This is a genomic window from Rhizobium sp. WW_1 (assembly GCF_003610155.1).
Lineage (GTDB): Bacteria > Pseudomonadota > Alphaproteobacteria > Rhizobiales > Rhizobiaceae > Rhizobium > Rhizobium tropici_A.
Genome location: NZ_RAIN01000001.1, coordinates 397,000 through 421,187 on the forward strand (window position 1 = coordinate 397,000; position 24,188 = coordinate 421,187).

At 57.3% G+C, this 24,188-nt stretch carries 24 protein-coding genes; 11 read left to right on the forward strand and 13 right to left on the reverse strand.

The window, feature by feature from the left end; translation table 11 throughout:
• The first annotated feature begins 248 nt into the window (after positions 1 to 248).
• Both BJ928_RS01890 and BJ928_RS01895 read left to right on the forward strand, forming a co-directional pair.
• Positions 249 to 1,115: a VOC family protein gene (locus BJ928_RS01890; RefSeq protein ID WP_047627374.1), complete on the forward strand. Its 867-nt coding sequence runs from the start codon at positions 249 to 251 to the stop codon at positions 1,113 to 1,115.
• A gap of 103 nt (positions 1,116 to 1,218) precedes the next feature.
• Positions 1,219 to 2,388, forward strand: coding sequence for an AI-2E family transporter (locus tag BJ928_RS01895; RefSeq protein ID WP_047627375.1), 1,170 nt, complete (start codon positions 1,219 to 1,221; stop codon positions 2,386 to 2,388).
• A 76-nt stretch (positions 2,389 to 2,464) separates the two neighbouring features.
• Here the strand turns inward: BJ928_RS01895 and BJ928_RS01900 are convergent, their stop codons facing one another.
• On the reverse strand, positions 2,465 to 3,256 hold the full coding sequence (locus tag BJ928_RS01900; protein ID WP_047627377.1) for a polysaccharide deacetylase family protein: 792 nt from the start codon (positions 3,254 to 3,256) through the stop codon (positions 2,465 to 2,467).
• A gap of 525 nt (positions 3,257 to 3,781) precedes the next feature.
• On the opposite strand from BJ928_RS01900, the gene BJ928_RS01910 reads away from it, so the two are divergent.
• The 4 genes from BJ928_RS01910 (at position 3,782) to BJ928_RS01925 (ending at position 6,734) form a co-directional block, all read left to right on the forward strand.
• Positions 3,782 to 4,690, forward strand: a complete 909-nt coding sequence (locus BJ928_RS01910) for a hypothetical protein (RefSeq protein ID WP_147413881.1) — start codon at positions 3,782 to 3,784, stop codon at positions 4,688 to 4,690.
• Complete coding sequence (locus tag BJ928_RS01915; protein WP_147413882.1) at positions 4,665 to 5,351, forward strand: hypothetical protein; 687 nt, start codon at positions 4,665 to 4,667, stop codon at positions 5,349 to 5,351. The genes BJ928_RS01910 and BJ928_RS01915 overlap by 26 nt, the downstream gene beginning before the upstream one ends.
• Positions 5,352 to 5,476: 125 nt before the next feature.
• The gene (locus BJ928_RS01920) at positions 5,477 to 5,740 is read left to right on the forward strand and encodes a DUF982 domain-containing protein (RefSeq protein WP_047627383.1); all 264 of its coding nucleotides are present in this window, start codon (positions 5,477 to 5,479) and stop codon (positions 5,738 to 5,740) included.
• Between the two features lie 523 nt (positions 5,741 to 6,263).
• Complete coding sequence (locus tag BJ928_RS01925; RefSeq protein WP_147413883.1) at positions 6,264 to 6,734, forward strand: hypothetical protein; 471 nt, start codon at positions 6,264 to 6,266, stop codon at positions 6,732 to 6,734.
• Positions 6,735 to 6,941: 207 nt separating this feature from the next.
• On the opposite strand, the gene BJ928_RS01930 is transcribed toward BJ928_RS01925, so the two are convergent.
• The 6 genes from BJ928_RS01930 to BJ928_RS01955 form a co-directional block, all read right to left on the reverse strand.
• Positions 6,942 to 7,931: a beta-ketoacyl-ACP synthase III gene (locus BJ928_RS01930; RefSeq protein ID WP_047627385.1), complete on the reverse strand. Its 990-nt coding sequence runs from the start codon at positions 7,929 to 7,931 to the stop codon at positions 6,942 to 6,944.
• Positions 7,928 to 9,196 (reverse strand): adenosylmethionine--8-amino-7-oxononanoate transaminase, encoded by a 1,269-nt coding sequence (locus BJ928_RS01935; protein WP_047627387.1) that lies wholly within the window; start codon positions 9,194 to 9,196, stop codon positions 7,928 to 7,930. The genes BJ928_RS01930 and BJ928_RS01935 overlap by 4 nt, the downstream gene beginning before the upstream one ends.
• Positions 9,193 to 9,831 (reverse strand): dethiobiotin synthase, encoded by a 639-nt coding sequence (gene bioD / locus BJ928_RS01940; protein WP_047627389.1) that lies wholly within the window; start codon positions 9,829 to 9,831, stop codon positions 9,193 to 9,195. The genes BJ928_RS01935 and bioD overlap by 4 nt, the downstream gene beginning before the upstream one ends.
• On the reverse strand, positions 9,828 to 10,973 hold the full coding sequence (locus BJ928_RS01945; protein WP_047627391.1) for an 8-amino-7-oxononanoate synthase: 1,146 nt from the start codon (positions 10,971 to 10,973) through the stop codon (positions 9,828 to 9,830). Before BJ928_RS01945 ends, bioD begins: the two co-directional genes overlap by 4 nt.
• A complete protein-coding gene (gene bioB, locus BJ928_RS01950) occupies positions 10,970 to 11,944 on the reverse strand; it encodes a biotin synthase BioB (RefSeq protein WP_047627393.1) in 975 nt (324 codons plus the stop codon). The genes BJ928_RS01945 and bioB overlap by 4 nt, the downstream gene beginning before the upstream one ends.
• 193 nt (positions 11,945 to 12,137) lie before the next feature.
• Entirely contained in the window at positions 12,138 to 12,761 is a 624-nt protein-coding gene (locus BJ928_RS01955; protein WP_047627394.1) for a GntR family transcriptional regulator, read from the reverse strand.
• A 423-nt stretch (positions 12,762 to 13,184) separates the two neighbouring features.
• Between BJ928_RS01955 and BJ928_RS01960 the strand changes: the two genes are divergently transcribed.
• Entirely contained in the window at positions 13,185 to 14,177 is a 993-nt protein-coding gene (locus BJ928_RS01960) for a glyceraldehyde 3-phosphate dehydrogenase NAD-binding domain-containing protein (RefSeq protein WP_047627395.1), read from the forward strand.
• Positions 14,178 to 14,306: 129 nt separating this feature from the next.
• Here the strand turns inward: BJ928_RS01960 and BJ928_RS01965 are convergent, their stop codons facing one another.
• Complete coding sequence (locus tag BJ928_RS01965) at positions 14,307 to 14,765, reverse strand: DUF6314 family protein (protein ID WP_047627397.1); 459 nt, start codon at positions 14,763 to 14,765, stop codon at positions 14,307 to 14,309.
• A gap of 284 nt (positions 14,766 to 15,049) precedes the next feature.
• On the opposite strand from BJ928_RS01965, the gene BJ928_RS01970 reads away from it, so the two are divergent.
• A complete protein-coding gene (locus tag BJ928_RS01970) occupies positions 15,050 to 15,937 on the forward strand; it encodes an alpha/beta hydrolase (protein WP_047627399.1) in 888 nt (295 codons plus the stop codon).
• A 421-nt stretch (positions 15,938 to 16,358) separates the two neighbouring features.
• Here the strand turns inward: BJ928_RS01970 and BJ928_RS38695 are convergent, their stop codons facing one another.
• From BJ928_RS38695 to BJ928_RS01995, 5 genes are all read right to left on the reverse strand, one after another.
• Positions 16,359 to 16,529: a hypothetical protein gene (locus tag BJ928_RS38695; RefSeq protein WP_156151427.1), complete on the reverse strand. Its 171-nt coding sequence runs from the start codon at positions 16,527 to 16,529 to the stop codon at positions 16,359 to 16,361.
• Between the two features lie 396 nt (positions 16,530 to 16,925).
• Positions 16,926 to 17,558, reverse strand: coding sequence for a class I SAM-dependent methyltransferase (locus BJ928_RS01980; RefSeq protein WP_047627402.1), 633 nt, complete (start codon positions 17,556 to 17,558; stop codon positions 16,926 to 16,928).
• Positions 17,551 to 18,027 (reverse strand): 6,7-dimethyl-8-ribityllumazine synthase, encoded by a 477-nt coding sequence (locus tag BJ928_RS01985; protein WP_052227450.1) that lies wholly within the window; start codon positions 18,025 to 18,027, stop codon positions 17,551 to 17,553. The genes BJ928_RS01980 and BJ928_RS01985 overlap by 8 nt, the downstream gene beginning before the upstream one ends.
• A 54-nt stretch (positions 18,028 to 18,081) precedes the next feature.
• Positions 18,082 to 18,774, reverse strand: coding sequence for an HAD family hydrolase (locus BJ928_RS01990; protein ID WP_052227451.1), 693 nt, complete (start codon positions 18,772 to 18,774; stop codon positions 18,082 to 18,084).
• Positions 18,775 to 18,788: 14 nt separating this feature from the next.
• A complete protein-coding gene (locus tag BJ928_RS01995; protein WP_052227452.1) occupies positions 18,789 to 19,913 on the reverse strand; it encodes a GlxA family transcriptional regulator in 1,125 nt (374 codons plus the stop codon).
• 238 nt (positions 19,914 to 20,151) lie between these two features.
• Here BJ928_RS01995 and BJ928_RS02000 point away from each other — a divergent pair, with 238 nt between their 5' ends.
• From BJ928_RS02000 to BJ928_RS02010, 3 genes are read left to right on the forward strand one after another with little or no spacing between them, the layout of a single operon-like run.
• The gene (locus BJ928_RS02000; RefSeq protein WP_047627404.1) at positions 20,152 to 21,090 is read left to right on the forward strand and encodes an ABC transporter substrate-binding protein; all 939 of its coding nucleotides are present in this window, start codon (positions 20,152 to 20,154) and stop codon (positions 21,088 to 21,090) included.
• Positions 21,091 to 21,141: 51 nt separating this feature from the next.
• Entirely contained in the window at positions 21,142 to 22,164 is a 1,023-nt protein-coding gene (locus BJ928_RS02005) for an ATP-binding cassette domain-containing protein (RefSeq protein WP_047627405.1), read from the forward strand.
• Positions 22,161 to 24,149, forward strand: a complete 1,989-nt coding sequence (locus BJ928_RS02010; protein ID WP_052227453.1) for an ABC transporter permease subunit — start codon at positions 22,161 to 22,163, stop codon at positions 24,147 to 24,149. Before BJ928_RS02005 ends, BJ928_RS02010 begins: the two co-directional genes overlap by 4 nt.
• The last annotated feature ends 39 nt before the right edge of the window (positions 24,150 to 24,188 follow it).

Sequence of the window (24,188 nt, forward strand, 5' to 3'; positions counted from 1 at the left end):
ACATCGATAAATCTTCGTGAATGCCCCTCGCTCTCCGCGTCGACGGCCGTCAACGGAAAGCGAACGCTTAATCCGCAATTTCTGGCCTTCTGTGAACAATCAGAATCCGCCATATGGATGTATAAGTACAGCGGGCCAGGGGACCGAAGAGGCATATCAACCGGCGAAACCCTCCTGCCCGCCGCTGGCGGCCATTGCCGCCGACGCCGGTTGCCCTTTCAAAGACCATCGAGGTTGGAACTGATCCCATGACCGAAACCGCCCCCTCCTACGCCCTGACCCGCCCCGCCTATGTCGGCGCATCCCATCTCGTCGTGACAGACCTGCCGCTGGTATCGCGCTTCTATCAGGACATGCTGGGGCTGAAGGTGATCGAGAAGACCGCGAGCGGCGAAGTCCTAGGCGTTGCCGGCCGCCCTCTTCTGACGCTGACGACGGATCGGGCCGCAACGCGAGCGCCGAGAACGGCCGCCGGCCTGTTTCATACGGCATTCCTGCTGCCGAGCCGCGTTGAGCTTGCGCGCTGGCTCCGCCATGCAGCGCAAAACAATGTCGTGCTGGAAGGCGCGTCCGATCACATCGTCAGCGAAGCGATCTACCTCTCCGATCCGGAAGGCAACGGCATCGAGATCTATGCCGACCGTCCGCATGAGGAATGGACCTTTCACAACGACGGAACAGTCGAGATGGCCACGCTCCGGCTCGATCTGCAGAAGCTTTACGAAAGCGCCCCGCAGGATCGCTGGGACGGCATGGCCGAGGGATCGGCTATCGGCCATATCCACCTGCAGGTCGGCGATGTCGCCGAAGCCAATGCCTTCTATCGCGACGTGCTCGGCATGAACGTCATGGCGGCGCGCTATCCCGGCGCCACGTTCCTGGCCACCGGCGGCTACCACCATCATCTCGGCGCCAATACCTGGAACAGCCGTGGCGCCGGCGTGCGCACCGAGCATATGACCGGCCTTTCCGACTATACGCTGCGCTTCAATGACAAGGCTGCCCTCGACAAGGCCGTCGCTGCCCTGGAGCAGCACGAAATCAAGACTGAAAAGCGCGACGGCGGCGTATCGCTGCGCGACCCATGGGGCATCGGCCTCAATCTCGTCGCCTGACGCCGGCCCGGAATATCCTTCCGAAAAAAGCCCGTTGCGGAACCGCAGCGGGCTTTTCGCGTTTGGGTGGTGAGGCGATCCTGCCTTCGGGAATTTTCGGCGCATGGAATTCGACAAAGTGGCCGCCGGCCGATCGGATGCGACAGCAGCGCAGGGCGCTGGTTCGAGCGCCCGCAGCGACACATCGCGCGGACAGAGTGGTGACGCGGAAATTGCCCACCTTGCCGACGAGCAAGGACGAGACAAGCTCGAAAGCGCGGCCTCCTGGGCCACGATCGGCATTTTCCTCCTGCTGGCCCTCGCCGCCGTCTATACGATGTCGTTGATCCTCATTCCGGTGACGCTTGCCGTCGTCGTCGGCATGATCCTTGGTCTGGCGGCGGAGAAGCTCAGCAAGCTCGGCGTTCCCCGCGTCCTGAATGCCGTCATTCTCTCATCCGGCGTTGCGCTGGTGATCTTCCTCATCATCAATGCGCTCGCCGGGCCCGTGGCAAAACTGGCGCAGCAGGCGCCCGACTTCTTCCAGCGGACCTCCGACCGGCTGATGCCCTATCTCGATCGGTTCAAATGGCTGCACATTTCTTCCGAGACCTTTCAGGGCAGCCCGATCTCGATCAGCACGCTGCTCGAAAACAGCGGCAATGTGCTGCATGTCGTATCCACCAGCCTGACGCCGGCCATCGTGCAGATCCTGATCTTCTTTGCGGCCTTGCTGCTCTTTCTTGCCGGCAGAATGAGCCTGCGCAAGACGATCATCATGGCTTTTTCCAGCAGGCCATCCCGACTGACCGCGATCCGCATCATCAATGCGGTGGAGCGAGTGCTCGGCTTCTATTTTGCCACGGCTTCGCTGATCTATGCCGGAATCGGTGTCGCGATGACCGTGATCGCCTATGTCGGCGGCATGAGCGTGCCGGTGCTTTGGGGCGTCTTCGCCTTCGTATCCAGCTTCATTCCGTTCCTCGGCGTGGCGATGATGACGATCGCGCTGGCGATCGCCGGCATCATCACCCATTCGGACATCATTTTCGGGCTCGCACCCGCCGTCGCCTTCTTCGCGGTACATATGACCGTGGAAAACCTCGTCTTTCCGGCGGTCATGGGCCGCCAATGGGAGCTCAATCCCTTTGTGGTCTTCCTTGCCATCATCTTCTGGACATGGATGTGGGGCGCGGTCGGCGCCATGCTCGCCCTGCCGCTGTCGCTGATCGTCATGACCGTCATCGACGAGCTTTTCATCGAAGAAAAAGCCCAGCCGCAATTGCCGGGCTAGATCGGTTTGTCCTCACGCATTCGGAATGGGAAGCCGCTGCGCATTTTTCCTGAAAATGCTGCAGCTGGCCCGTCGTTCAGTTCGTGGTGTCGTCGTCGCCCTTTTCGGCGATATCCTGCAGGCGAACGAAGTTGACGCCCTTTGCCTTCAGCGCGAGGATGCTGGCCGCGACCCCCTCGCCTGCCGCGTGCGTCGGCTGATTGATGTGGGAGATGATGACGTCGCCGTCCTTGGCGGAGGCATATTGCTTTTCCACCATCTTGGCCGGCAAAAGCGAGCCGCTGTCGCCATTCACCGAATAGCCGGCGATCCGGTAGCCCATGCCGCGGATCTGCATGATGGCGGCGGGCGTGTATTTCGCGGTCGCGCCGCGGAACCAGCGCGGCTGCGGAATGCCGGCCGCAACCATAGCATCGGCACCGCCCTTGACTTCCTGGGCGACCGCCTGCGGCGAACCGGCTGCAGCGATACCGTAAACCTTGGTCGGGACATCGACGGCGGGGATATGATTTTGGCCGTGATTTTCCAGCTCGAAAAGATCGGGATGGGCGAGGAAGACCTTCAGCGCATCGGGATTGGTGCGCAGCCAGCGCGCGGTGACGAAGATCGTCGCGGGAATACGCTGATCGACCAGGGTGCTTAGGATGCGCGGATCGGTTTTGCCCATGCACGCATCGAAGGTGAGCGCGATGCGGGGCGCGCCCTTGCCTGCGCGGTCGACATGCAGATGCGGCTCGACAAGCTTTATCTTCGAAACCGGCGCCTTCGGCGGCAGTTGCGGCCAACCCGCGGGCGGCTGTTCCGGCTGGGCGGCAAAGGCAACGCTTGCAGCGAGCAGGATCATGGATGTCAGCAACAGGCGTTTCATCGGGCAGCCACCGGTTCAATCAAACAAACGAAAACTCGTGGGCAAGGATCGTCATCCCTGCCGCAACGCTCGCCTTTATCCGGCAACACGCCGGAAATATGGCAAACCTGCGGCGGCGTACCCTTTTCACGTCACAAATGCACCAGGCATGAAAGCTGTAAAGTGCGGGCTTCAACCTGACCGCGTCTATGATCCGGGTCGCCCACAATGGCCGTACGAACCTCCGAAAGGGTTCTATTGCACCTGAAACGATGGCCCGGAATCGAAGGAAAAATATCACCTGCGCCCTAAGTGTATGATTGTGTTTAATTATATTCATTGCCGGAAGTTAGCCTTCCAGTATTGTACCCGTTTGAGAGGTTTCCTCGCTGTGAGTGACCGGTGCTGGTTATTTGCTACAGCAAAAGCATTCCGACATGCACTCGCGCCGCAGTAAAAAGGATGGTTACAACCCGAACGGCGTAGGTGGATTTCATTAATCTAGTAGCATTATCCCGGCCCCGAATTTTTGTTATCGGGGGCACAATGCGCAGCAGACCGACAGAAGATGAAATACTGGCTGAGATCGTCTCTGCCTCAGAGAGACAGCATATTGGTGGCGTTGCAGGCGGAAAAGGCTACCACTTCCAAGATATGGTTGCCGTAATTAGGATACTCGAGAGCGCTTCGACCTGCCTTGGCCCATCCGATGATCCATTTATCACTCAAGAGAAACGTGGATCAAAAACAGATGATTTACACATGGATTGGCCGGAGAACTCCCATTCACGCCGGCACCAAATCAAAGCAGTAGAGAATCTTGGTTGGGACACCGATTTGCAACTGCAGTTCATCGTCGAGCACAGAAAGAATCCACGTGCTGACTTGCGATTAACAGTTCACCGGTCGAACCTCGCAGAAAAACTCGAGATTGAGCGACACAATTACGAGCTCTCTTTCGTAACCGTTGAGCACGTTGACATGTCGCTTCGCCGGCGGCCTCATCACGACCGTGAAATATGTCGGCATATCGACGCGTTGAGCTTGGTGCCACCCTACGCAACGTTCTTCGCCGCAATCTGGCATCACATATACTCGGTCTGGATTCATGATTGGGAGCGGACGGGCACACTACATGAGCTGTTCGAGGACCTCAGTCGTTCATCTGGCCATATTATAAGTTCGCTCACGCCGTCCACACAGGAGACCAATGAGCTCGTATGGTCCCTTAACGAGGCGCTAGGTGCGAGTTTGTATTTTGCCGCCGACGGTCAGACCCTGGTCATTACCGGGAGAAGAGGAAGGACTTACCTCCCGCTTGCCATACTCCTATCGTCGGTTGAAGACGATTTTTGGGACGACTTTCCACGTGATCCATATGAATTTTGGAACAAGATCAGTGGCTTCGGAAGTGAGACGGAACTCGAAGATGAATACTATGACGGAGTCGATTGATCGTTTGTTTGCCTTGACCGATCGAAAAAGCGCTGCGCTTGAGCTAAAGATGCATGCGGAACTCGCGGCGAACGAACTCATCGCAAGGCTGGACGGGCAGCCAGCATACGTGGTTGGTTCCGGCCCCGACCTGGATCAGTTCGGTGCAAAGGTGGCCGATAAACTTGGAGCCCAACTGATCGGCGCCGCAGGTATATGGACGCACATCTTCCCTCATCGTGTTGCGAATGAGTTCCGAAACTTTTGCGTAACGCAAGAGGTGATTGAGCCCCTTCCGCTCAGGCCGACCATTGCGTTCTGCCAATCAGTAATAGCGGATGAATTCGAAGTGCAGACTATTATCTCGCGCTTACAGATGGAAGTGCAAATTCACCGCCTTATTATCTGTGCTGCGGCTTTGACGACCGGCTTGCGAGCCCGGCTTATGAGGTATTTCGAAAGGGCGGATATCCTGGTCGAATTCGTGGTGGCAATTGACCTCGAGGCGAACGCCGAATTGTTGCGCGACCATGTCTATTCTGTGCTCGACGACCGCCCAATAAAGGCGGTTCCCATCATGTCTCGTTGGATGATGAAGCGCATGTTCGGCCCCCGGCCATCCTATCATGACGACAATGAGCATCGGGAAACGCGTCGTAGACGTCTAGGACCGAGCGGCTGACAAGGGGCGTCACCCGACGTCGATGAACCCCCAAAAAAAGGTAGCGGTTCGCTTGTCATTTTTTATTGCTGAGCGATCGCGCTGCCCTAAAATTACGCTCCGAAAACTGAAGATCGGAGGAGAAAATGAGCGAGCGTGAAGATCATTTTTCGGAAGTCATACTGTGGGAGACGCCCGTGTTCGTACGGATCGGGCGAGGTATGACCGAGCCGATCGATGGTCCTAAGGAGGCCCTGGACTATCTTTGGAATCGATGGCCGGCTGAGCGCGGCCCAAAATTCGAGATCGCCAAAGTGTCCTGCAGGCTGGCAGTCGAGCATTACGGTTCACTTGCGGAGGCGCGTCAAGCCTTCCAGGACGCTGCCGTTGAAGTTAATATCTTGGCTTAGGCCTTAGCTCTACGAAGATTGAGGGAGCTGCGGATGCGGGTTTGGAGGTCGGATTTGACTAATCTGCGGCAGCGAAACCTCTAACGACCTACGGGTTGCCCGATCCCATGTGGCGGTGACGCTTTGATGATCGCGCGCTCAAAATCGTTCGCATGGTGTCTGAGTGGCTTTTGCGCGGCACTTCGGTCCACCCCCAGACCCAAAGTCAAGGTTGAGCTATTTCCGGTTACAGGAGCCCTACAGCGCTTATAACAGTATGATTTCATTCGGTTGTAACGTTTTCGCGAAAACGTTACAACCGAACATACTGCCTGCCGCAACGCTCAAAAGCGGCCCGTCCTGCAAGAAGTTTCAATCTTCGATCACGTCACGGCCCTATCTCGCCAAACGCCTCCGAAACCGACCTTCACGTGACACAATCTCACGATCTGTCAAAAGCCGTTGATCTTCACAAGTTCGAATTCACAATCACGGCCTATAGAGATCACTGACACTAAAGTTGATTTCTGAAGAGGACATTGTTGTGACAGGCATCGGAATGAGGGCCAGCAGGATTCACGGCAGCGACGCCATTAAGATCTTCTATTTCACTCGTACAACCGAGAAATGGCTCGAAGCGGAGGGCGACAGCGGACTGGCGACGATAGTCTCTAGCATCCCGGTGGAAGAGTTCCGATCGGCCTGGCAACTTGAGGTCATCAAGGCACGAGACGTGATGCTCGAGTCATTCGGTGACCTACGAAGCGCTGTCGTCGACGTTCTGTTCGATATACGTAAAGGATTCCATTTCGCCGCAAGTTGCTCCCGTCTCCCCTTCGAAAAAGAGCATATGGAAACCTTGTTCGAGCTTCGCACATATCTTGTCATAGGCAAAAAACTCCGATCGCCACTCGACAACGATGACGAGACCTGGGAGGCCGTAGGAGACTATCTTGGCATGAGTGGACAGTCTATGAAGGAGACTACTCTGAAGATATTCAGCGAAACGCCATGACGGTGGTGTTCGGCATCGAAAGCGGTCGGCCGTCGTCCTGAACAATTGCGAAACGCTCACGTCGGAGTGTAAAATCTCCCGACGCATCATGGGTTGCGCCCGCCCATCATCACTGTCCATTTCGATATGCGGCCATAAAATGCGCTTCGGCGTCAACAGTGGCCATAGGAACTCAACCAGTGAACGGCGCGGACCAGCCGTCGTAGACTATGTAACCCATACACAAGCTCCGCCAATCATTCCTGCACCGGCTGAAGCAAGCAGCAATCGTTCACCGAGTACAAATGGGGCGGTCGCATTGGCGACGGAAAGAGAGAGCGGGATCGTCGCAGCAGACGAATTCCCAAACGCCTCGATCGTTCGCGCTGTCCTGGAGGGCTCGATGCCGAGTTCTCCACAGACGGCATCGAAAATCCGCGTGTTAGCCTGGTGCGGAATAAACCGATCTAGTTGAGATGCCAAAATTCCAGAGCTCACAAGCGCCCGCCGCGAACAGTTAGACATCATTTCGACGGCACGTGAAAACACCTCTCGCCCGTCCTTCATGGACATCAGAAATTCTTCGCCGGCCAACTCGGCGGTAAAGGGCCTATTGCTACCGCCAGCCGGAATGGTGATGAAGTCGTATCCACTGCCATCGGAGGCGAGTTCGACCGCCATCAAGCCGACGTTTGACTCGTCGGATGGAGCGAGCAGCACGGCGCCCGCTGCGTCGGCAAACAGCACGGCGGTGGCGCGTTCATTGGGGTTGATACGACGTGATAAGATATTCGCCGCCACCACCAGTACCGGGCGTCCGTGCAGGCGGACGAAGGCGTCCGCCAAAGCGAGTGCATAGAGAAAGCCCGAGCATGCGCCTGCGAGATCGATCGCGCCTGATCGGACAAGGCCCAGGTGATGGGCGAGCAGCGGCGCCGACGGCGGAAGCAGATGATCTGGAGTCGACGTAGCGAGCAAGGTCAACGCTACGTCGTCAGGCGCTACACCCGAATTGTCGATTGCCATCCGGCCCGCTTCTGCCGCAAGCGCGCTGAGAGTATCGCCGTCGCCTGCCCAATAGCGGCTTAGAATACCTGTCCTGCGTTCTATCCACCCAGATTCGAGACCTAACGAGCTCTCGATCTCACCATTGTACACACGGCGACCGGGCACGGCATGCCCGAACCCGACCATGCGCGAGGAAGCGGCTTGTTTCATCGCGATCTCCCGAGAACAATGGAGGAAACCTCGTCGATGGCATCATAGGCATGAGCGAGCTCGGAGGCGCTGACGCAATAAGGCGGCATGAGGTAAATCACATTGCCGAGCGGGCGGATGAGCAAGCCACGTTCACGAAATAGCTTGCGCATACGCGGACCGACATCGGCCAGATAACCGCTTGCGGTCACGTTCAGATCGAGCGCTGCGATGGTTCCCATCTGCCTGACATTGGAAAACCGGTCGTCATCCTCAAATTCTCGCAAGTGCTCGCAATGGAGCGTGCCCAAGCTCCTGATCCGTGCGTTTACGTCTTCATGCTTCCACACCGCCAGGTTCGCAACGCCCGCGGCGCACGCAATGGGGTTCGCTGTGTATGAGCTGGAATGGAAGAACGTCTTGCTCCGTTCTCTCGACAGGTGCGCGTCGAATATGTCGGACGTGCAAAGTGTTGCCGCTAGGGGGAGTGCGCCCCCCGTAAGGCCCTTCGATGTGCATAGGATATCTGGCGAGACCCCCGCCTGCTCGCACGCGAACATGGTTCCTGTCCGGCCCCATCCGGTCATCACCTCGTCGGCTATGACAAGGCACCCGTAACGGTCCGCGATTGTCCGAACTGACCTGAGGACGTCAGCGGAGTAAATCTTCATACCACCTGCACCCAGAACAAGCGGCTCCACCAAGATGGCCGCGACCCGACCTGTCCGGCAGTAGACTTCGAAGGCGTCCAGCGTCTGCTGCTCGCGACCTTGTTCGGGAAAGGGAATACGGTCGACACCGAAGAGCATTGGAGCGTATGCGGCATTGAACACGCCACGTTCACCGGCGGACATGGTGCCGATGGTGTCTCCATGGTAGCCGTGCTCCATCACGACGATGCGATCACGCATTTCGCCAACGTTGTGGAAATAGCCGAGTGCCATCTTCAAGCCGACTTCGACGCAGGTCGAGCCGCTGTCCGAGAAGAAGACATGCCTCAACCCTGCTGGAGCGACATGAAGCAGTCCTTCTGCCAGACGTTCTGCCGGTTCGTGCGAATACTCTGCAAAGATGATCTGGTCGTAGGATTCCGTCGCCGAGCGTATGGCCTCCATGATGACTGGATGGCGATGGCCGTGGGTGATGACCCACCATGACGATATTGCGTCGAGAATTCGATTTCCTTCCTCATCGACGAGGTAGGCGCCGTCCGTAGAGGCGATCCGCTTCATTGGTGGTTCCAACGCATGTTGGGTGAATGGATGCCAAATGATCGAATTTGTCATGGGCGGGCGTCCGCGAAACTATTGAGATCGAAATTCTCATGAAAAGCCTTGCTCACGGTCGACGCCTTCAGGCTTGCAAGGATTGGCAGTCGACCGAGCGGCCGTACGCCGCTCAAGCGGGCGATGACGGTCTCGGTTTCTGGATTCGCCTCCCCGATGAATGCGATGCCAAAAATCGGGATCGCGCGATGATGCATGGCCTCAATAGAAAGCAGAGTGTGATTGATCGTGCCGAGGGTAGTTCTTGCGCAAAGGATGACAGGGATCTGCCATTGAGCAAACACATCGGCAAATACAAGGTTCTCTGCCAGCGGAACCATCAGCCCCCCTGCGCCTTCGATGACGAGCGGCCCATCGACTTGCGGCGGGACCAGCCTTTGCGCGTCAATCGAGGTGCCGTCAATTCGGGCCGAGAGATGCGGCGAAACAGGGGTAGCGAGCCTGTAGGCCTCAGACACAATGCGCTCCTCTGGCACATCGCCCAACCGTCGCACTGTTTGCGTGTCCGTTTCCTCATCAAGGCCGGATTGCACAGGTTTCCAATAGTAGCCGCACAGAGCGTTGGCGAGGGCCGCCGAGAAGACTGTCTTGCCAATTCCAGTGTCGGTACCGCTGACAACAAAGCGAGCCATCATGGTGTAGATTCCATAAGTGCTAATGAAAGCCGTTCGAACATCGCTGAAATCTTTTCCTCATCGACGTTCAGCGTAACGGAGACCCGCAACCGCGCAGTTCCCTCGGGAACGGTCGGAGGGCGGATTGCACGGACGTCGAATCCTTCGGCCTGCATCCGGCGGGCGATTGAAACCGCGCGACCGTTGTCGCCGATCAACACGGGAAGAATTTGTGACCCGCTCGGCGTCTTGGCCAACTGCAATTGTAGTCGGTCGCCTGCATGAGCCATCAGCCTCTCCAGATGGTCCCGCCTCTCCGGCTCGTCGGCCAGAATGTGGAGCGCCTCGCGCACCGCAGCGGCCATCAATGGCGACGGTGCCGTTGAGTAAATGAAGTTGCGGGCGCGGTTGACGAGGTAATTGATGATGATGGCTGGGCCGCCCAGCAACGCACCGCTGGCCCCGAGCGCCTTGCCGCAGGTATGCAGTGTAAGGATGTTATTTCTCGTCGGGAGGTCGGCGGCGAGCCCGCGACCATCTTTGCCAAAGACACCGGTCGCATGCGCTTCATCAATGACAAGGAAGCCGTCATGTCGTTCGGCGATTTCGGCCAGTCCGACGAGAGGCGCCTTATCGCCGTCCATCGAATAGAGGCTTTCGACCCCGATCCATGGCACGCCCTTTCCTCCCTGGCGGCGCCATTTCCGGACCGCGAGCTCGCAGGCGTCGACATCGTTGTGTGGCACGGCTGTCGCCGTTGCCTTGCTGGCCAGGATCCCCTCCAATGCGCTCGCATGGATCAGCGCATCGTAGACGATCAGGTCCTCGCGCTGTGGTAGGGTCGAGAAGAGCGCAGAGTTCGCGGCATATCCGTTTGCGAAGTAGAGCACCCTCTCCGCCCCGAAGAATTGCGCTGCCTCGTTTTCGAGCATTTCATGCTCGATATGGTGACCGCGCAGGAGCCGCGAGCCGCCCGCCCCGACGGGCACGCCTCGTTTGATCGCGGTGTTGATCGCTGTCTTGAGACGCGGCGAGCTAGCGAGGCCAAGATAATCATTGGAGGCGAAATCGATGCCCGATCCCAAGGCCACGGAACGGAAACGAGACTTTCGCTCAAGGCCGGCGAGCGTCTTCTCTACACGGGCAAGCGCGACCACGCTCAAAGCTGGCGCTCCAACGCCATAGGCTCAAGGCCAAGGCGTCGAAACAGCATAGCATCTTTGTCCTCGCCGGGATTGTCAGCCGTGAGTAGTGTGTCGCCCACGAAGATAGAATTGGCGCCAGCAAAGAAACAGAGCGCCTGCATCTCGTCGCTCATGTCGGTGCGCCCGGCTGACAAGCGGACATGCGACTTTGGCATCAGGATGCGGGCCAGCGCCACGGTTCGGACGAACTCGATCGGATCGATCGGCTCGGCATCGGCGAGCTTCGATCCGGGGATCGGGATCAGCATGTTAATTGGTACGCTCTCTGGCGGCTCTGGCAGGTTGGCCAATGTCACCAGCATGGATATCCTGTCGCCGACGGTCTCCCCCATTCCAAGAATGCCGCCCGCACAGACCTTGATTCCGGCGCTGCGGACGTTGGCGAGGGTTTCCAGACGCTCCCCAAAAGTGCGGGTAGTGATTATCTCTGGATAATAGCGTTCAGAGGTATCGATGTTGTGATTGTAGTAGTCCAAACCCGCATCGGCGAGACGCTCGGAGTGCTTTGGTGTCAGCATTCCCAGCGTCATGCAGGTTTCCATGCCAAGCGCCTTGACGCCCTCAACCATTGCGACAAGCGTATCCATGTCGCGGTCCTTGGGGCTACGCCATGCAGCACCCATGCAGTAGCGCGTCGCGCCACCGTCGCGCGCGTGGCGAGCCTCGGCGACGACTCGTTCGATCTCTGTCAACTTCGAAGCTTTGAGACCGGTCGGATAGTGAGCGGACTGGCTGCAATAGCCACAATCCTCTGCGCAGCCGCCAGTCTTGATCGACAAGAGGCGGCTCATCTGAACAACGTTCGGATCGAAAGTCTCGCGGTGGACCTGCTGGGCCCGATACAGAAGATCATTGAACGGAAGATTATAGATAATTGTCGCATCACTATCGCTCATCCGGGCTTCCATCACCTCAGGCGCCTGCATCATGTCTTGCCTCCAGTCATTTATGATAGATAGAATCTATAATTATCTATAAAATTGACAACGGGGCAGTTGTGCAACAAACCTGCCGGGGAATTACCGAGGCAGGAAATCAATCATGAGGCGAAACAAGGGATAAGATTTGTGCAAGTGCGGCGGGAGTCAGCGCGACCGCAGCTTGCGCTTACGGAAACGCCGATCAGCGCTGGATCGGACCGATCCGCTGCACATGTCGTTCAAGAGCCACCACGGCGTGGTTGACCTCACCTCGCCGCAGATGATCAAGAATAGAGTGATGGTCAAAGTCTATCCGCGGGGTCCAGTCAGCACCATAGGCTGCGAACACGTAACGCGAGCCGACCATCTGCAGATCATCGATCGTCGTGAGCAGTCGCGGCATTTTGCATGGTGCGAGCAACAGTTGATGAAAGCGACGGTTCGCCTCATCCCATGCTCGCGCGTCCGGCGCCGTGTCGCCGGCGACCACCGCCGACATTGCCTCGTCGAGCATGGACGCCGTCAGATGCGGCGCGGCTTGCCGCAATGCCAGCCCTTCGAGAACCGAGCGCATGAGCGCGACCTCTTCGACAGAGGCCCTCGAAAAGCTGGAAACACGAACCCCCCTTCGACTTTCGCTGATCGCCAGACCCTGAGCCTCCAGGCGACGGAATGCTTCCCGCACCGGTACGTGGCTGGTGTCGAACTCGTCGGCGATGTGGTCCTGCCTCAGCTTGCTGCCCGCCTCGAGCGCGCCGGTGACGATACGCTCCGCGAGAACGCGGCTGATGCGGTTGGCGAGCGTGTCTTCGGTGGCAGCGGTCATTATTCATAGATAAATGCTGCCGACCCTTCTGTCGAGGATGCAAGCCGGCCACACACCGAAATTAAGAGCTACGGCGTGCATACGGATTTGAGCGGTCCATTCCCTGACCACCGCAAGGTTCCCTGCAGTTGGATAACTCGTTTGCGGCTCCTCCAAATCGGTTGGCGTTGATGCCTGCGGCACAGCTATTCCCTTGGCGCGACAAGCTCCTTTGAACTAGGGACTGGGGGCGCTCGAATGTTCTAGCGAAGCCATCAGACTGGGTCGACGCGGCTCGCGCGCCACCAGCCTGGATCAATTTTCGTCGGGGACTCGACATCAGGAGCGGCACAGGCGTGTTGGAGTAACGGGCTGGCGCGGGCGTGAATTGAAAAAGATGGCAGGAGCCGACACAACGGGGATTGCCAAAGGGGAGCGAGTGGAATGACAAAGCCTATTAGGATTGCGATCAACGGTTTCGGCCGAATAGGCCGCACCATTCTTCGCATACTGCTGAATTCAAGAACCGAGTTTCAGCTTGTGATGATAAACGACGTCGCGCCGCTGGAGAGTTGCGCCTACCTGTTTCAGTACGACAGCGTCTTCGGACCGTGGCCGCAACCGGTTGGCAGCTTCGAAGGCGCATTGACGATCGGGTCCCGCCTCATACCCTTCCACCGAGAACTCGACGTCCGGGGCTTGGACCTAACCGACGTCGACATTTTCCTTGAATGTACGGGGCAACCTTCTAGCCGGGATTTTGTATCTCGTGCGCTTCAGGCGGGTGCATCCAGGGTTCTCATTGCCGGGCCCGCCGAAGCCGCAGACGTTACGGTTGTCCTGGGAGCCAACGAGGAAGCTATCGGTGACCACAAGATCGTCTCGAATGCTTCATGCACGACTAACGCACTTGCGCCACTGTTAAAGATCATCGACGACGCCTACGGAATTGCAGGAGGACAGATGACGACCGTTCACTGCTACACCGGCAGTCAGCCGACAGTTGACCAGCCACGCGATGATTTTGCGAGAAGTCGCGCCGCAGCGCTGTCGATGGTGCCGACAAGCACGAGTGCTCACAAGCTCTTGGGAAAAGTTTTGCCCCGGTTGGCGGGCAAGATCGAGGCACGAGCGATCAGAGTGCCAACGGCGAGCGTATCTGCAATCGATCTAACCGTATCAACTCGAATTGGGCCGAGCCTCGATCAGGTTCGGATGGAGTTGTGTCAGGCAGCGGAAGCTTCTTCGGTGTTGGGCTGGACCGACCGCCCGCTAGTATCGGTAGATTTGCGGGCCCGCCCGGAATCTTTGGTTATCTGTGGGCCCGAGATTTCGGTGGCACCCGGTGGTCTGTTACGTGTCTTCGGATGGTATGACAACGAATTCGGATTTTCGACGAGGATGCTGGACGTCGCGGCGTTGATGGGCGCCCGCTAAAAGGCCAACCAACAGCCGACGTGGCAGTACGAATCTAAAACACCGACAGCACTTTAACGGGTCGGCAAAGCAGCAGATCCGGCGGACGCCGCGAAAGAAGCTGCAACCACGCTGAGCACTCTCGAGGCTTTAAGTATTTTCCATCGCCGTTGATGAATCGTCGAGCCGCGTATATTTTGCCAAGCTACGATAATTTTTGCGTGGCCCGCTGACGGACCAGGCCTCGACCCAGGCCGTTGGCGCAGGGAAAAAGAACCTGCCGAGATAGGTATCTTCGCCGCACTCGTGCCGAACATACTGCGCCGGCTGGCCACCGATTTCAACAAACTCGCGTCCATCGGGAAACGAGACAACGAGCTTGGCTCCAGAGAGCAGTAGACGGTAATGCCGACTGCTTTGTGAGCGATAACCGCCACCGAGCAACGTCTCGCCGCGCTCCTCGAAGTCATCGGTTGCGATCGTCGCCAACCCAGTGAACATGACACGCCCCATGCCAAGCCTGTCCAGAATGACGCGCCTGACCGACCACGTGCCGACGAAAACGTCGAACAGAATCCTCTTAAGATCGAGCTTGTCGTCGTTATCCATAATCAACTTCTTTCGAGCAGAGCCGCAAGCGCAGCGCCGGACCCGATCATACACATCGCTGAGACGCCCGATATCGGCCGAGCACGCTTCGCGATATTCACGATGGCGCCGTCGACTGGAGTTTCGCGATTTCAATTGGCGCGGCCGCCCAGACCGCCGGAAAAGCTGAAAGATTTTTCGCCATCGCCTTGGTGGGGCCGCAAATCAACCCCACCAGACTCTGTACGCGCCTCCCCCGCAAAATCGACCGCTGAATCGTCAACCTAGCAACGAAGGGGAACTCAATGAAAATAGTTAAACTATTGTCTGTTCTTATCGGTCTGGCACTCGCACCGACAATGTCTTCCGCTCAACAACTTCCCATCCCAACCCAGAGCGAATGGGCTGGAGCAAAAAAGACCATCGCACTGCCAAACGGTGTTATGATGGCCTACAACGAGATCGGGGATACGACTGGGAAACCGCTCTTGTTGATCCACGGATTTACTGACAACGCGCGCACCTGGTCGCTTATGATTCCTTATCTGAAAGGCGACTATCACATCTACGCGATCGATCTTCGAGGCCATGGAAAGACCAGTGCACCTGAATGCTGCTATTCCTTTATCGATTTCGCGACGGACGCGAAATTATTTCTGGATGCCGTCCACATAGACAAAGCAGACGTTGTGGGCCATTCGCTCGGCTCGTTCACCACGCAGGCCCTCGCTGAGCGCTATCCGGAAAAGGTCAACAAAGCCGTGCTTGTTTCCTCGACGTTTGACATCGCGGGCGGCCCTGGAACCTGGCTGTGGGACAACGTGATGCCTGTGAAAGAGCCATTCGATCCTGACAGTAAATTCATGCTCGACTGGTACTGGAGCCCGCATCCGGTCGATGAGGAATTTCTGAAGCACATGCGCGCTGAGAGCACTGCGGTTCCACTCAGAGTGTGGAAGGAAACTCTCTGGGATGTCTCCGTGGGCAACATGCGGAGCACCGCCTCTCTACTTAAAGCGCCCTTGATGATATTTTGGGGCGACCAGGATCCCATGTTCGACGGACCTCACCAAGAGAGGCTCAAGGCCGCTTTCCCAGAAGCTAAATTCGAGACGTTCAAGTCAAACGGCCACAACATGTTTTGGGAAGAGCCCAAGCGTGCCGCTGAACTCATCGACGCATTCCTGAAGTAGTAGGACTACAAGAAGCTCCGCTTTAAAGGCGGAGCTTCTTCGCCGATGCTCACACCGACGACGATAGGCTGGCCTAACGTTCGCTCTTGCTGGGATTGACATCTTCCAGAACGGCGAAGAGCGCGACTAAGCCCGCGGTGGAAAGTATGAGCTTATTCGATGTGAGGATCGATGCAAGAACGCTTCAAGAAACGACCGACAAAGCAAGCATGAACAAAGGAAATATACTGACGCCATTGAGGACGTCGAAGCCTGTTGTCCTCGAGACCAGGTTGTAAGCCCCGCTACATTTCGTCCAACGAAGAACGGCGTACACGATCGCCACGACAAGTGACACTATGTCGAACCAGCTTCCGTCCGCAAAACGGTTGACGGCGTCAAGTAAAGGCATATCCGACCGCGACCCGTCCCCGATGCAAACTCAGCGACTAAACCGAACGATCAATGCGAGGGCGGCACCTATAAACGCGCCGCCATACTTCAACATATCCTGAAAGTGTCCATCGTCGGCACCGCTCAAAACCGCCCCGACCAAAACAGCGCCGAGGAGAGCGGCGGACGCCACGATACGCATGTTGTGAACGAATGTCATGGTCGACTCCTTCCGCTTCATTGACCAACTCCTAGAAACTACCACCACAAGTGTCAACGCTTGATTGACGTATCGCGGTTACGTTCAAGCTTTAATATAGGTTTTCCTCATTTCGGTGCAATTCCTTCAAACGACTAATGAAATCTTGTCAATTACAGTTGCGGGGGGAACGCCGAACCGTTTCCCTGAGTTCCCGCTTTTGGAGATTTCAGGCCGGATATGCAGATCAATATTTTACACATCCTTGGCCGGCGCAACAGAACCTCGTCCAGTATCGGGTAGGCCCTGCAGATGTCAGAGGCCGCAGACGCCGATCGCAGAGGTCAACTTCGCTGGGGACAATGGCGGGGTCATGTTTTCCACCGCTCGCGAGGAACAAAGATCAACGCACGCGCACTATAACTTTTGGAGGACCATGACATTCACGGCAATGTCTGGGTTCGATGTCGTGAACGATCTGAACGGCGGGCTTTTCTCGACAAGACTCGCCCGCCGTTGGTGGAGCATCGCTTTTAAAGCACCATCGAACTCGTGAGTTTCCAGTGTGATGTCTCGGATTGTGAACGTAAGATAGCCGCCCGGTTTCAAAATCCGAAGAAGTTCGTCGAAGCTGCTTGCCGGCGCATGCCCCTGTGTGAAAACGCCAGCAGAAAGGATCAGATCGAACGTGGCATCTTGCCAGTCGAGCGCCTTTCCAAGCTCCCCTCTTGTGAGTGATCGATACACTCCCCGGCGACCCGCGCGCTCAAGCATCTCAGGAGAAAAATCCAGACCATGCAAGTCGCCGTAGCCCAGCGCCGCAAGATATGGGCCAGTCAGTCCGGTACCGCAGCCAGCATCGAGAATCTTGCTTTCGAGGCTTTCAGCATATCGGGCAACCCATGCCGTTATGACAAACGGCAGACAGTAGCCGAGCCTCATCGCCTCGTCATCGTAGGTGCTGGACCAATTGGCATAGGTGTTCACGAGATCGGCTGCAGCTCGCGCGGCAAATGCGCCGGAAAGGTTATCCTGAGAGTGGTCATGCATATCGGACCTCGTCTTTTTTGCCCGTCGAAGCGGGCGGAAGCCCGCATTCGGCTCGAAGCCTTGTTATTTTCAGCGCCGCCTCGGCGGCCTCTCGCCCCTTAGTGACGAAATGCTCTCTATAGATCGCCGTGTGAAACTCCGTCTCTTGGTAGTTGTGAGGGGTGAGCGATACCGACAGCACCGGTACGCCCGTCTCAAGGCCGGCACGCACGAGCCCATCGATCACCGCCTGCGCGACGAAGTCGTGACGATATATTCCTCCATCGACAACGAACGCAGTTGCGACCACTGCGTCGAAGCGCTTCGTTGCAGCAAGGTCGCGCGCGAGAAGCGGAAGTTCCAATGCACCGGGAACGGTGAACACTTCCACCTGCCTCTCGCTCACCACCTCGAGAAAACCATCCAGCGCACGATCGACGACTTCGGAATGCCAGGCCGCTTTGATGAAGGCGAAATTGGAGTGTCTCACAGTATGCCCCTCACTTTCAGGTCATATGCCGATTTCGAGTTGTGGTTCGAGTTGTCAAATCAAGAGTGAATTCCTGCTGACGGCGCCCTCCACCGCGCGTACCGCGGCGTCAATGCTGGTAAAATCATCGAGGACCGGGAAATCGCCCCCTTGGCAGCCCAGGCCCGAGCCGATCCCCACGAACGGGATGTCGAGAAGTCGGGCCGTTTTCAGGTCCCACGCACCGTCGCCAATCGACACCGCGCGCCATTCGCGTTTTCCGAACAGCCTATCCGCGGTCTTGATTGCCTCCCTGACCAGATCAGTCCTGGAATAGAACTCCGACGCTGTCACCAGCGCGTCGGAGTCAAACGGAATGTTTGCTTTGGAGAGCTTGTCAATCGCCAACGGACGTATGCTGCCCGTGGCGAACACTACCGCCCACCCGTTGCGAGCGAGAGCGTCCACGAATGCGCTGGCTCCGGCTATCTCTTCGATACCTGCTTCAGCCAACCGTCTAAAGCAGGCCACGTGAGTATCGAAGAAGACGCTGCTGTCTTCAGCGGAGGGAGGCGAGGCCGTACCGTCCCTCCAAGCATCATAGAAAATGGCACTGTCGGTATGATGACGGTAAGATCCCCAATCGGTATTCAATTCGCTGAAATTGTACGCTGATAATGTCTCCAGCAACGACGCCTGGTGAACCGCTACAGTGTCTGTAAGGGTGCCATCGATGTCGAAAATTGCCAACTTGCAATCGTCGTACACTTTTCTCTCCTGTCCTAAGATGCTTGAGCCAGCATCCGCTCTTGGGGTTCGGGAATTTCGTCGGGTGCCGCGCCAATCGGCCGTTGAAGGCCCAGTTTGGACTGAGTTGTCTCGCTGACGGACGCGGCGCCGCGCGCTAACTGACGCGTCTGTTGTGGCGGCACGCCATAAATCCCTTTGTAGGTCTTGGAAAAGTGCGGCGGGGAACCAAAGCCGCAGCTCGCTGCGATTTCCAAGACCGAAAGATTCGACCTGCTCAGCAAAAGATGTGCCCGCTCCATTCTAAGAACCATATGGTATCGAGATGGGGACAACCCGAACTCCGCCCTGAACAGGCGCTCCAATTGTCTTCGCGAGACGTGGACGGCGTCTGCAATGTCATCGATGACGACGAGGCGGTCTAGGCTTTTCATCATGCATTCTATTGCGTGAACCAGCCGGTCGTTAGCAATTCCAAGTTTGATTTGGAGTGGGACGCGTTGTGGTTCGTTGCACGCCCGGACACGGTCGACCAGCGCTGCCTCCGAAACGCGCGTTGCAACGAGCTCTCCATGGTCACGGGCGATGAGATGAAGGACGTAGTCGATGGCTGACGCCTGACCGGCGCATGTGGTAATCATGCCGCTCTCGACGATGACGTCGCGACTGACTTCAACGTGCATGCCGAAACGCTCCTCGAAAATCGGGATGGACTCCCAGTGCAGCGTGCAGACTTTCCCGGTTAGCAGTCCGGCGCTTGCGATCCAGAACGCTGCGGTGTCGAAGCCTACGATTCTTCCGCCTCGACGTACGAGTTCTCGCAGCCAAGCGCTCACCTGCCTACGGTCGGTGCTATCGACGATCGCTCCGGCGAAAAGGTAGATAATATCAGGCTGTCGCCGTCTCGGCTCCACTCTCAGGTCGCTCAAAGAATAGTCCGCCCTGACCACTACGCCACTGTCGCTCGTTACCTCGAGCGTATCCGATCCGACGATGTCAAACTCGTAGGCCTTTCTGCCCAGCACATCGTTTGCAGTCTTCAGAACCTGCGTAGCAGCCGAAAAACTCAGGATTGAGAAGCGGTCGGTAATCAGGAAAGAGATGGAGGTTACCGCCCCGGCGTCGATCGAGGGACTTTGCCCGAGAAAAAAACGGTCCATTTGAATCCTCCCAGTGCACTAATTGCGGCTGCGACATTTCATTACCTCAGAATGCGTCGAGATGCCAACACAAAACCACATATATCAAAGTTTTTTGAGGTTTTATAGCGGGATGTCGCACAAAAATGCCTATATATTTAGGCATATGTGCCTCCCGCATGTTGACGCCTAGCCTCCCCGCTACGCTCTGAACCCATGGGAACCCAGGGCGGCGCCAAACTCAAAAAAGGGGAGCAACATGACAACATTGGTAAAAGCAGGCCTTATTGCGGTTTCGCTAGTGATGACAGCCGCTAGCCTCGTTCGGGCAGATGAACCTATCAAAATCTCCATGAATAACTGGACCAGCCAGAATGTGCTGTCCCATGTCGCAGGCATTCTTCTTGAGAAGAAGGGTTTCGAGGTCGAATACATCCCGTCAGACGGTCAGCTTCAGTTTCAGGCCATTGCCGACGGCGACCTCGACTTCCAGATTGAGGTGTGGGAAGGCTCGCATCTGACCGCATTCAACAATGCCCTGGCCACCGGCAATCTGGTGGACTACGGGACCCACGCTGCGACCACCCGAGAAGACTGGTGGTATCCGGAATACGTCAAGGGCGTTTGCCCCGGCCTTCCGAGCTGGGAGGCGTTGAACAAATGCGCAAAACTGTTCGCCACGGCAGAAACCGGCGATAGGGGCCGTTTTGTCGGACCCCCTGCCGATTGGGGCAAGCACTATGCGGAACGAATTGCGGCCTTGAAGATGAATTTCGAGGAAGTGCCTGTAGGACAAGCAGCGACGCTTTGGGCGGAATTACAGGCGGCTTACGATCGCAAAGAGCCTATCGTCCTTTTCAACTGGACGCCGAACTTCATTGAAGCTCGCTTCAAAGGCGAATTCGTAGAATTCCCGCAATACTCTGCCGAATGCCTCTCTGACCCCAAATGGGGAAGCAACCCTGACGCCGTGTATGACTGCGGCGCGCCAGCCAACGGCTACCTCAAAAAGGCCGCGTGGAAAGGTCTGGAGACGAAATGGCCAGCCGCTTCTCAGGTGCTGAAGCAGATCAACTTCACGAACGAGCAAATCGCAGCCGCTTCGGCGATGGTCGATGTCAGTGGGCTTACCTCGGAGGACGCGGCCGCCAAATGGGTCGCTGAGAACGAGTCCGTATGGACTGCCTGGATGAAATGAAGCTGTGGGGTCCCGAACGAGGGACCCCACTCCTAATCTCAGGAGACAACGATGACGCCCAAACTGTCATGCGAAAATATCTGGAAGATCTATGGGGCCGATCCCAAGGAATTCCTGCGCCGTCATGAAAACAATCCGTCCGAGGCCGATTTTGCGGGCGAAGGATATGTTGGAGCGTGCCGCGACGTGTCCTTCACTGTCGAACAGGGGGAAATCCTGGTGATCATGGGCCTTTCCGGCTCGGGAAAATCAACGCTCATAAGGTGTCTGTCCAGATTGATTGACCCGACGGCGGGGGCCGTCAAATTCAATGGCGAAGACATCACCGAGGCTAACGAGTCGCGTCTCATAGACATGCGTCGCCGGCAGCTTGGAATGGTGTTCCAAAATTTTGGGCTTCTACCCCACCGAACCGCGGCACGTAACGTTTCGTTCCCACTGGAAATACGAGGTCTTTCAATTGAGGAGGCAATGACCAAGGCGCATAACCTTCTCAAGCTCGTCGGGCTCAATGGGCGAGAAAGCTATTTTCCCCATGAACTGTCGGGAGGCCAGCAACAACGCGTCGGCATCGCTCGTTCGCTGGCCGGCGACCCGGAGCTTTGGTTTCTTGACGAGCCGTTCTCTGCTCTCGATCCGCTGATCAGACGTGAGATGCAAGACGAGTTTTTGCGATTGCAGCGCCTCCTCAAGAAGACGATCGTGTTCATTACTCATGACTTCGACGAAGCGGTGAGAGTGGCAAGCCGGATCGGGATAATGAAAGACGGCGTCCTCGTCCAGTTGGACACGCCGGAGGAGTTGATCACGAACCCGGCGACCGACTACGTCAGAGCGTTTACCAAGACGGCGCCTCGACAAAAGCTGGTGACTGTCGGGAAGATCATGCTGCCGGGCGTCGGCGTACCGCATGGTTTATCGATTTCGGCGTCCACTTCTATCGAGGAAGCCGCACCGCGTGTTTTGCGATCGGAGTTCGACGTCACCGTCGTGGACGACCGAAACCAGCCGGTCGGCCGCATCACGCGCCAGGGCATGATCGCTGCCCTCTTCCCAGAGGAGATGGCGCAATGAAGATGCTTCAACCAGATTTGAGCCTGCAGCTTTCTCCGGGAATGCGACTGCCGTATTGGATCCCGGCAGTGGTTGTTTCGCTGCTACTCCTCCTCGCCTCGCGATTTTCGCAGTCACTCGCGGCATGGCCGGAGATCATGACATTTCCACTAGGCCGTTACGTGACGCAGGGCGTGAATTGGGTCGCGCGCGACATCAGCGTTTACGGCGTGACCGTGCGAGATGTGACCCGCCTTGTGGCTGCGGGAATTTCTGCGCCTCTGGGGCTGCTCGAAGGACTTCTATATCGCGGCTTCCGTCCCTATTCCATCCCGCCTCTGCCATGGGCGTTCGTAGCTATAGCTGTCGCGGTGATCGGTCACAAGCTAGGCGGAAGAGCGTTAGCGCTGCTTGGTGGCTCGAGCGTCCTATACTTAGCGGTTTTCGGCCTGTGGGAAGATGCCATGCGGACCTTTTCACTCATTCTTATGGCAGTTCCAAGTTCGGCATTCTTTGGCCTGATGCTCGGCATTGCGATGTTCGGCAACAAGCGCGTGGAACGAGGTGCGAGCGTGGTCATGGACGCGATGCAGGCGACGCCTCATCTCGCATACCTAGCGCCCATCGCGGTCTTCTTCGGCTTCGGCCCTGTGCCTGCGATGATCGCAAGCTCGATTTTCGCCTTCCCGCCGATGGCGCGCTGCGCGCTGCTTGGGATGCGCGGCGTTCCGGAGAGTGCCATCGAAGCCGCCCGCGTCGCAGGTTGTCGAGAGTGGCAACTGCTCTGGCGTGTCCGAGTGCCAAGCTCCCTGCCTGAGATCCTTGTGGGCCTCAACCAGGTGGTTATGCAGACGTTGGCTATGACCGTGATCTCGGCACTCGTTGGCGCGACGGGCTTGGGCCATCGCCTCTTGGTGGCACTGCAGCAACTTCAAATTGGCCGAGCCTTGGAAAGTGGGGTCGCAATCGTAATAATCGCGATCACTCTGGATAGATTGACCCGCGCCTGGGCACGAAAAGCCGCGGACTACCACGTGAAGCCAACGAACCTTTTCGTGCGACACGGGCACCTGCTCATTGTTATGTGCGCGCTGATCGTGGCGGTAACCCTCGCTCAATTCTTCCCCGCGGTCCAAGTTCTCCCCAGGACAATGACGGTAACCACCGCTCCCGTTTGGGACACGTTCGTTCGGTGGCTTTCGATCACGCTTGCCAACCCGTTGGGCGAGTTTCGCGACCTTGCGACGATTTATGTGCTCATTCCGGTTCGAAAGGCATTTGTCGCCGCACCATGGCCGGCGACCTTGTTTCTGCTTGGCTGGTTGTCGTATCGTATGGGCGGGCTGAACTTCGCGCTGCCGAACATCGCCATGGTGGCCGTCGTCGGCGTCGCCGGGTTATGGGTGCCCGCGATGTTGACGCTGTATCTCACGACCATCTCCGTGATCATCTGCATCGTGATCGGCGTACCGATCGGCGTCGCCGCGGCGCACAGTCCGCGCTTAGCACGCGGCGTGCTGGCCATCTGCGATACCCTCCAGACCTTTCCGTCGTTCATCTACCTCATCCCGGTAGTGATGTTGTTCCGTGTGGGAGACCTGGCATCGATCATCGCGATTATAGGGTACGCAACAGTTCCAATTGTAAGACTGACGTATCTAGGCATTTCCGGGGTTTCCCCCACCATCATCGAAGCGGCGATCTCCAGTGGGACAACCCGAAGACAGCGCTTCAGATACGTTGAACTGCCCTTGGCGATGCCAGCAATCCTGCTTGGCCTGAACCAGACGATCCTTATGGCTCTCGCCATGACCTCCATCACCGCGCTCATTGGATCCCGAGATCTTGGACAGGAAATCCTCAAGGCGCTCCCCGAGGTCGACACTGGTCGGGGACTCCTTGCTGGGCTGTCGATCGCGATCATCGGAATAGTCGCTAACAGGGTAATCGGTCTGGCTGCAGGGAAAATGCGCAGCGTCACCGGAAGGGAGACGCGAACCGCCTAAACTGTCGCTGAATCATTCGAAGCACTCGCAGCGGGAGAC

Excerpts from the sequence above, each read along its gene's own strand:
- BJ928_RS01890 (WP_047627374.1), top strand. The coding sequence starts at position 249 with ATGACCGAAACCGCCCCCTCCTACGCCCTGACCCGCCCCGCCTATGTC.
- BJ928_RS01895 (WP_047627375.1), top strand. The coding sequence starts at position 1,219 with ATGGAATTCGACAAAGTGGCCGCCGGCCGATCGGATGCGACAGCAGCG.
- BJ928_RS01900 (WP_047627377.1), bottom strand. The coding sequence starts at position 3,256 with ATGAAACGCCTGTTGCTGACATCCATGATCCTGCTCGCTGCAAGCGTT.
- BJ928_RS01910 (WP_147413881.1), top strand. The coding sequence starts at position 3,782 with ATGCGCAGCAGACCGACAGAAGATGAAATACTGGCTGAGATCGTCTCT.
- BJ928_RS01915 (WP_147413882.1), top strand. The coding sequence starts at position 4,665 with ATGAATACTATGACGGAGTCGATTGATCGTTTGTTTGCCTTGACCGAT.
- BJ928_RS01920 (WP_047627383.1), top strand. The coding sequence starts at position 5,477 with ATGAGCGAGCGTGAAGATCATTTTTCGGAAGTCATACTGTGGGAGACG.
- BJ928_RS01930 (WP_047627385.1), bottom strand. The coding sequence starts at position 7,931 with ATGAAACAAGCCGCTTCCTCGCGCATGGTCGGGTTCGGGCATGCCGTG.
- BJ928_RS01935 (WP_047627387.1), bottom strand. The coding sequence starts at position 9,196 with ATGACAAATTCGATCATTTGGCATCCATTCACCCAACATGCGTTGGAA.
- bioD (WP_047627389.1), bottom strand. The coding sequence starts at position 9,831 with ATGATGGCTCGCTTTGTTGTCAGCGGTACCGACACTGGAATTGGCAAG.
- bioB (WP_047627393.1), bottom strand. The coding sequence starts at position 11,944 with ATGATGCAGGCGCCTGAGGTGATGGAAGCCCGGATGAGCGATAGTGAT.
- BJ928_RS01955 (WP_047627394.1), bottom strand. The coding sequence starts at position 12,761 with ATGACCGCTGCCACCGAAGACACGCTCGCCAACCGCATCAGCCGCGTT.
- BJ928_RS01960 (WP_047627395.1), top strand. The coding sequence starts at position 13,185 with ATGACAAAGCCTATTAGGATTGCGATCAACGGTTTCGGCCGAATAGGC.
- BJ928_RS01965 (WP_047627397.1), bottom strand. The coding sequence starts at position 14,765 with ATGGATAACGACGACAAGCTCGATCTTAAGAGGATTCTGTTCGACGTT.
- BJ928_RS01970 (WP_047627399.1), top strand. The coding sequence starts at position 15,050 with ATGAAAATAGTTAAACTATTGTCTGTTCTTATCGGTCTGGCACTCGCA.
- BJ928_RS38695 (WP_156151427.1), bottom strand. The coding sequence starts at position 16,529 with ATGACATTCGTTCACAACATGCGTATCGTGGCGTCCGCCGCTCTCCTC.
- BJ928_RS01980 (WP_047627402.1), bottom strand. The coding sequence starts at position 17,558 with ATGCATGACCACTCTCAGGATAACCTTTCCGGCGCATTTGCCGCGCGA.
- BJ928_RS01995 (WP_052227452.1), bottom strand. The coding sequence starts at position 19,913 with ATGGACCGTTTTTTTCTCGGGCAAAGTCCCTCGATCGACGCCGGGGCG.
- BJ928_RS02000 (WP_047627404.1), top strand. The coding sequence starts at position 20,152 with ATGACAACATTGGTAAAAGCAGGCCTTATTGCGGTTTCGCTAGTGATG.
- BJ928_RS02005 (WP_047627405.1), top strand. The coding sequence starts at position 21,142 with ATGACGCCCAAACTGTCATGCGAAAATATCTGGAAGATCTATGGGGCC.
- BJ928_RS02010 (WP_052227453.1), top strand. The coding sequence starts at position 22,161 with ATGAAGATGCTTCAACCAGATTTGAGCCTGCAGCTTTCTCCGGGAATG.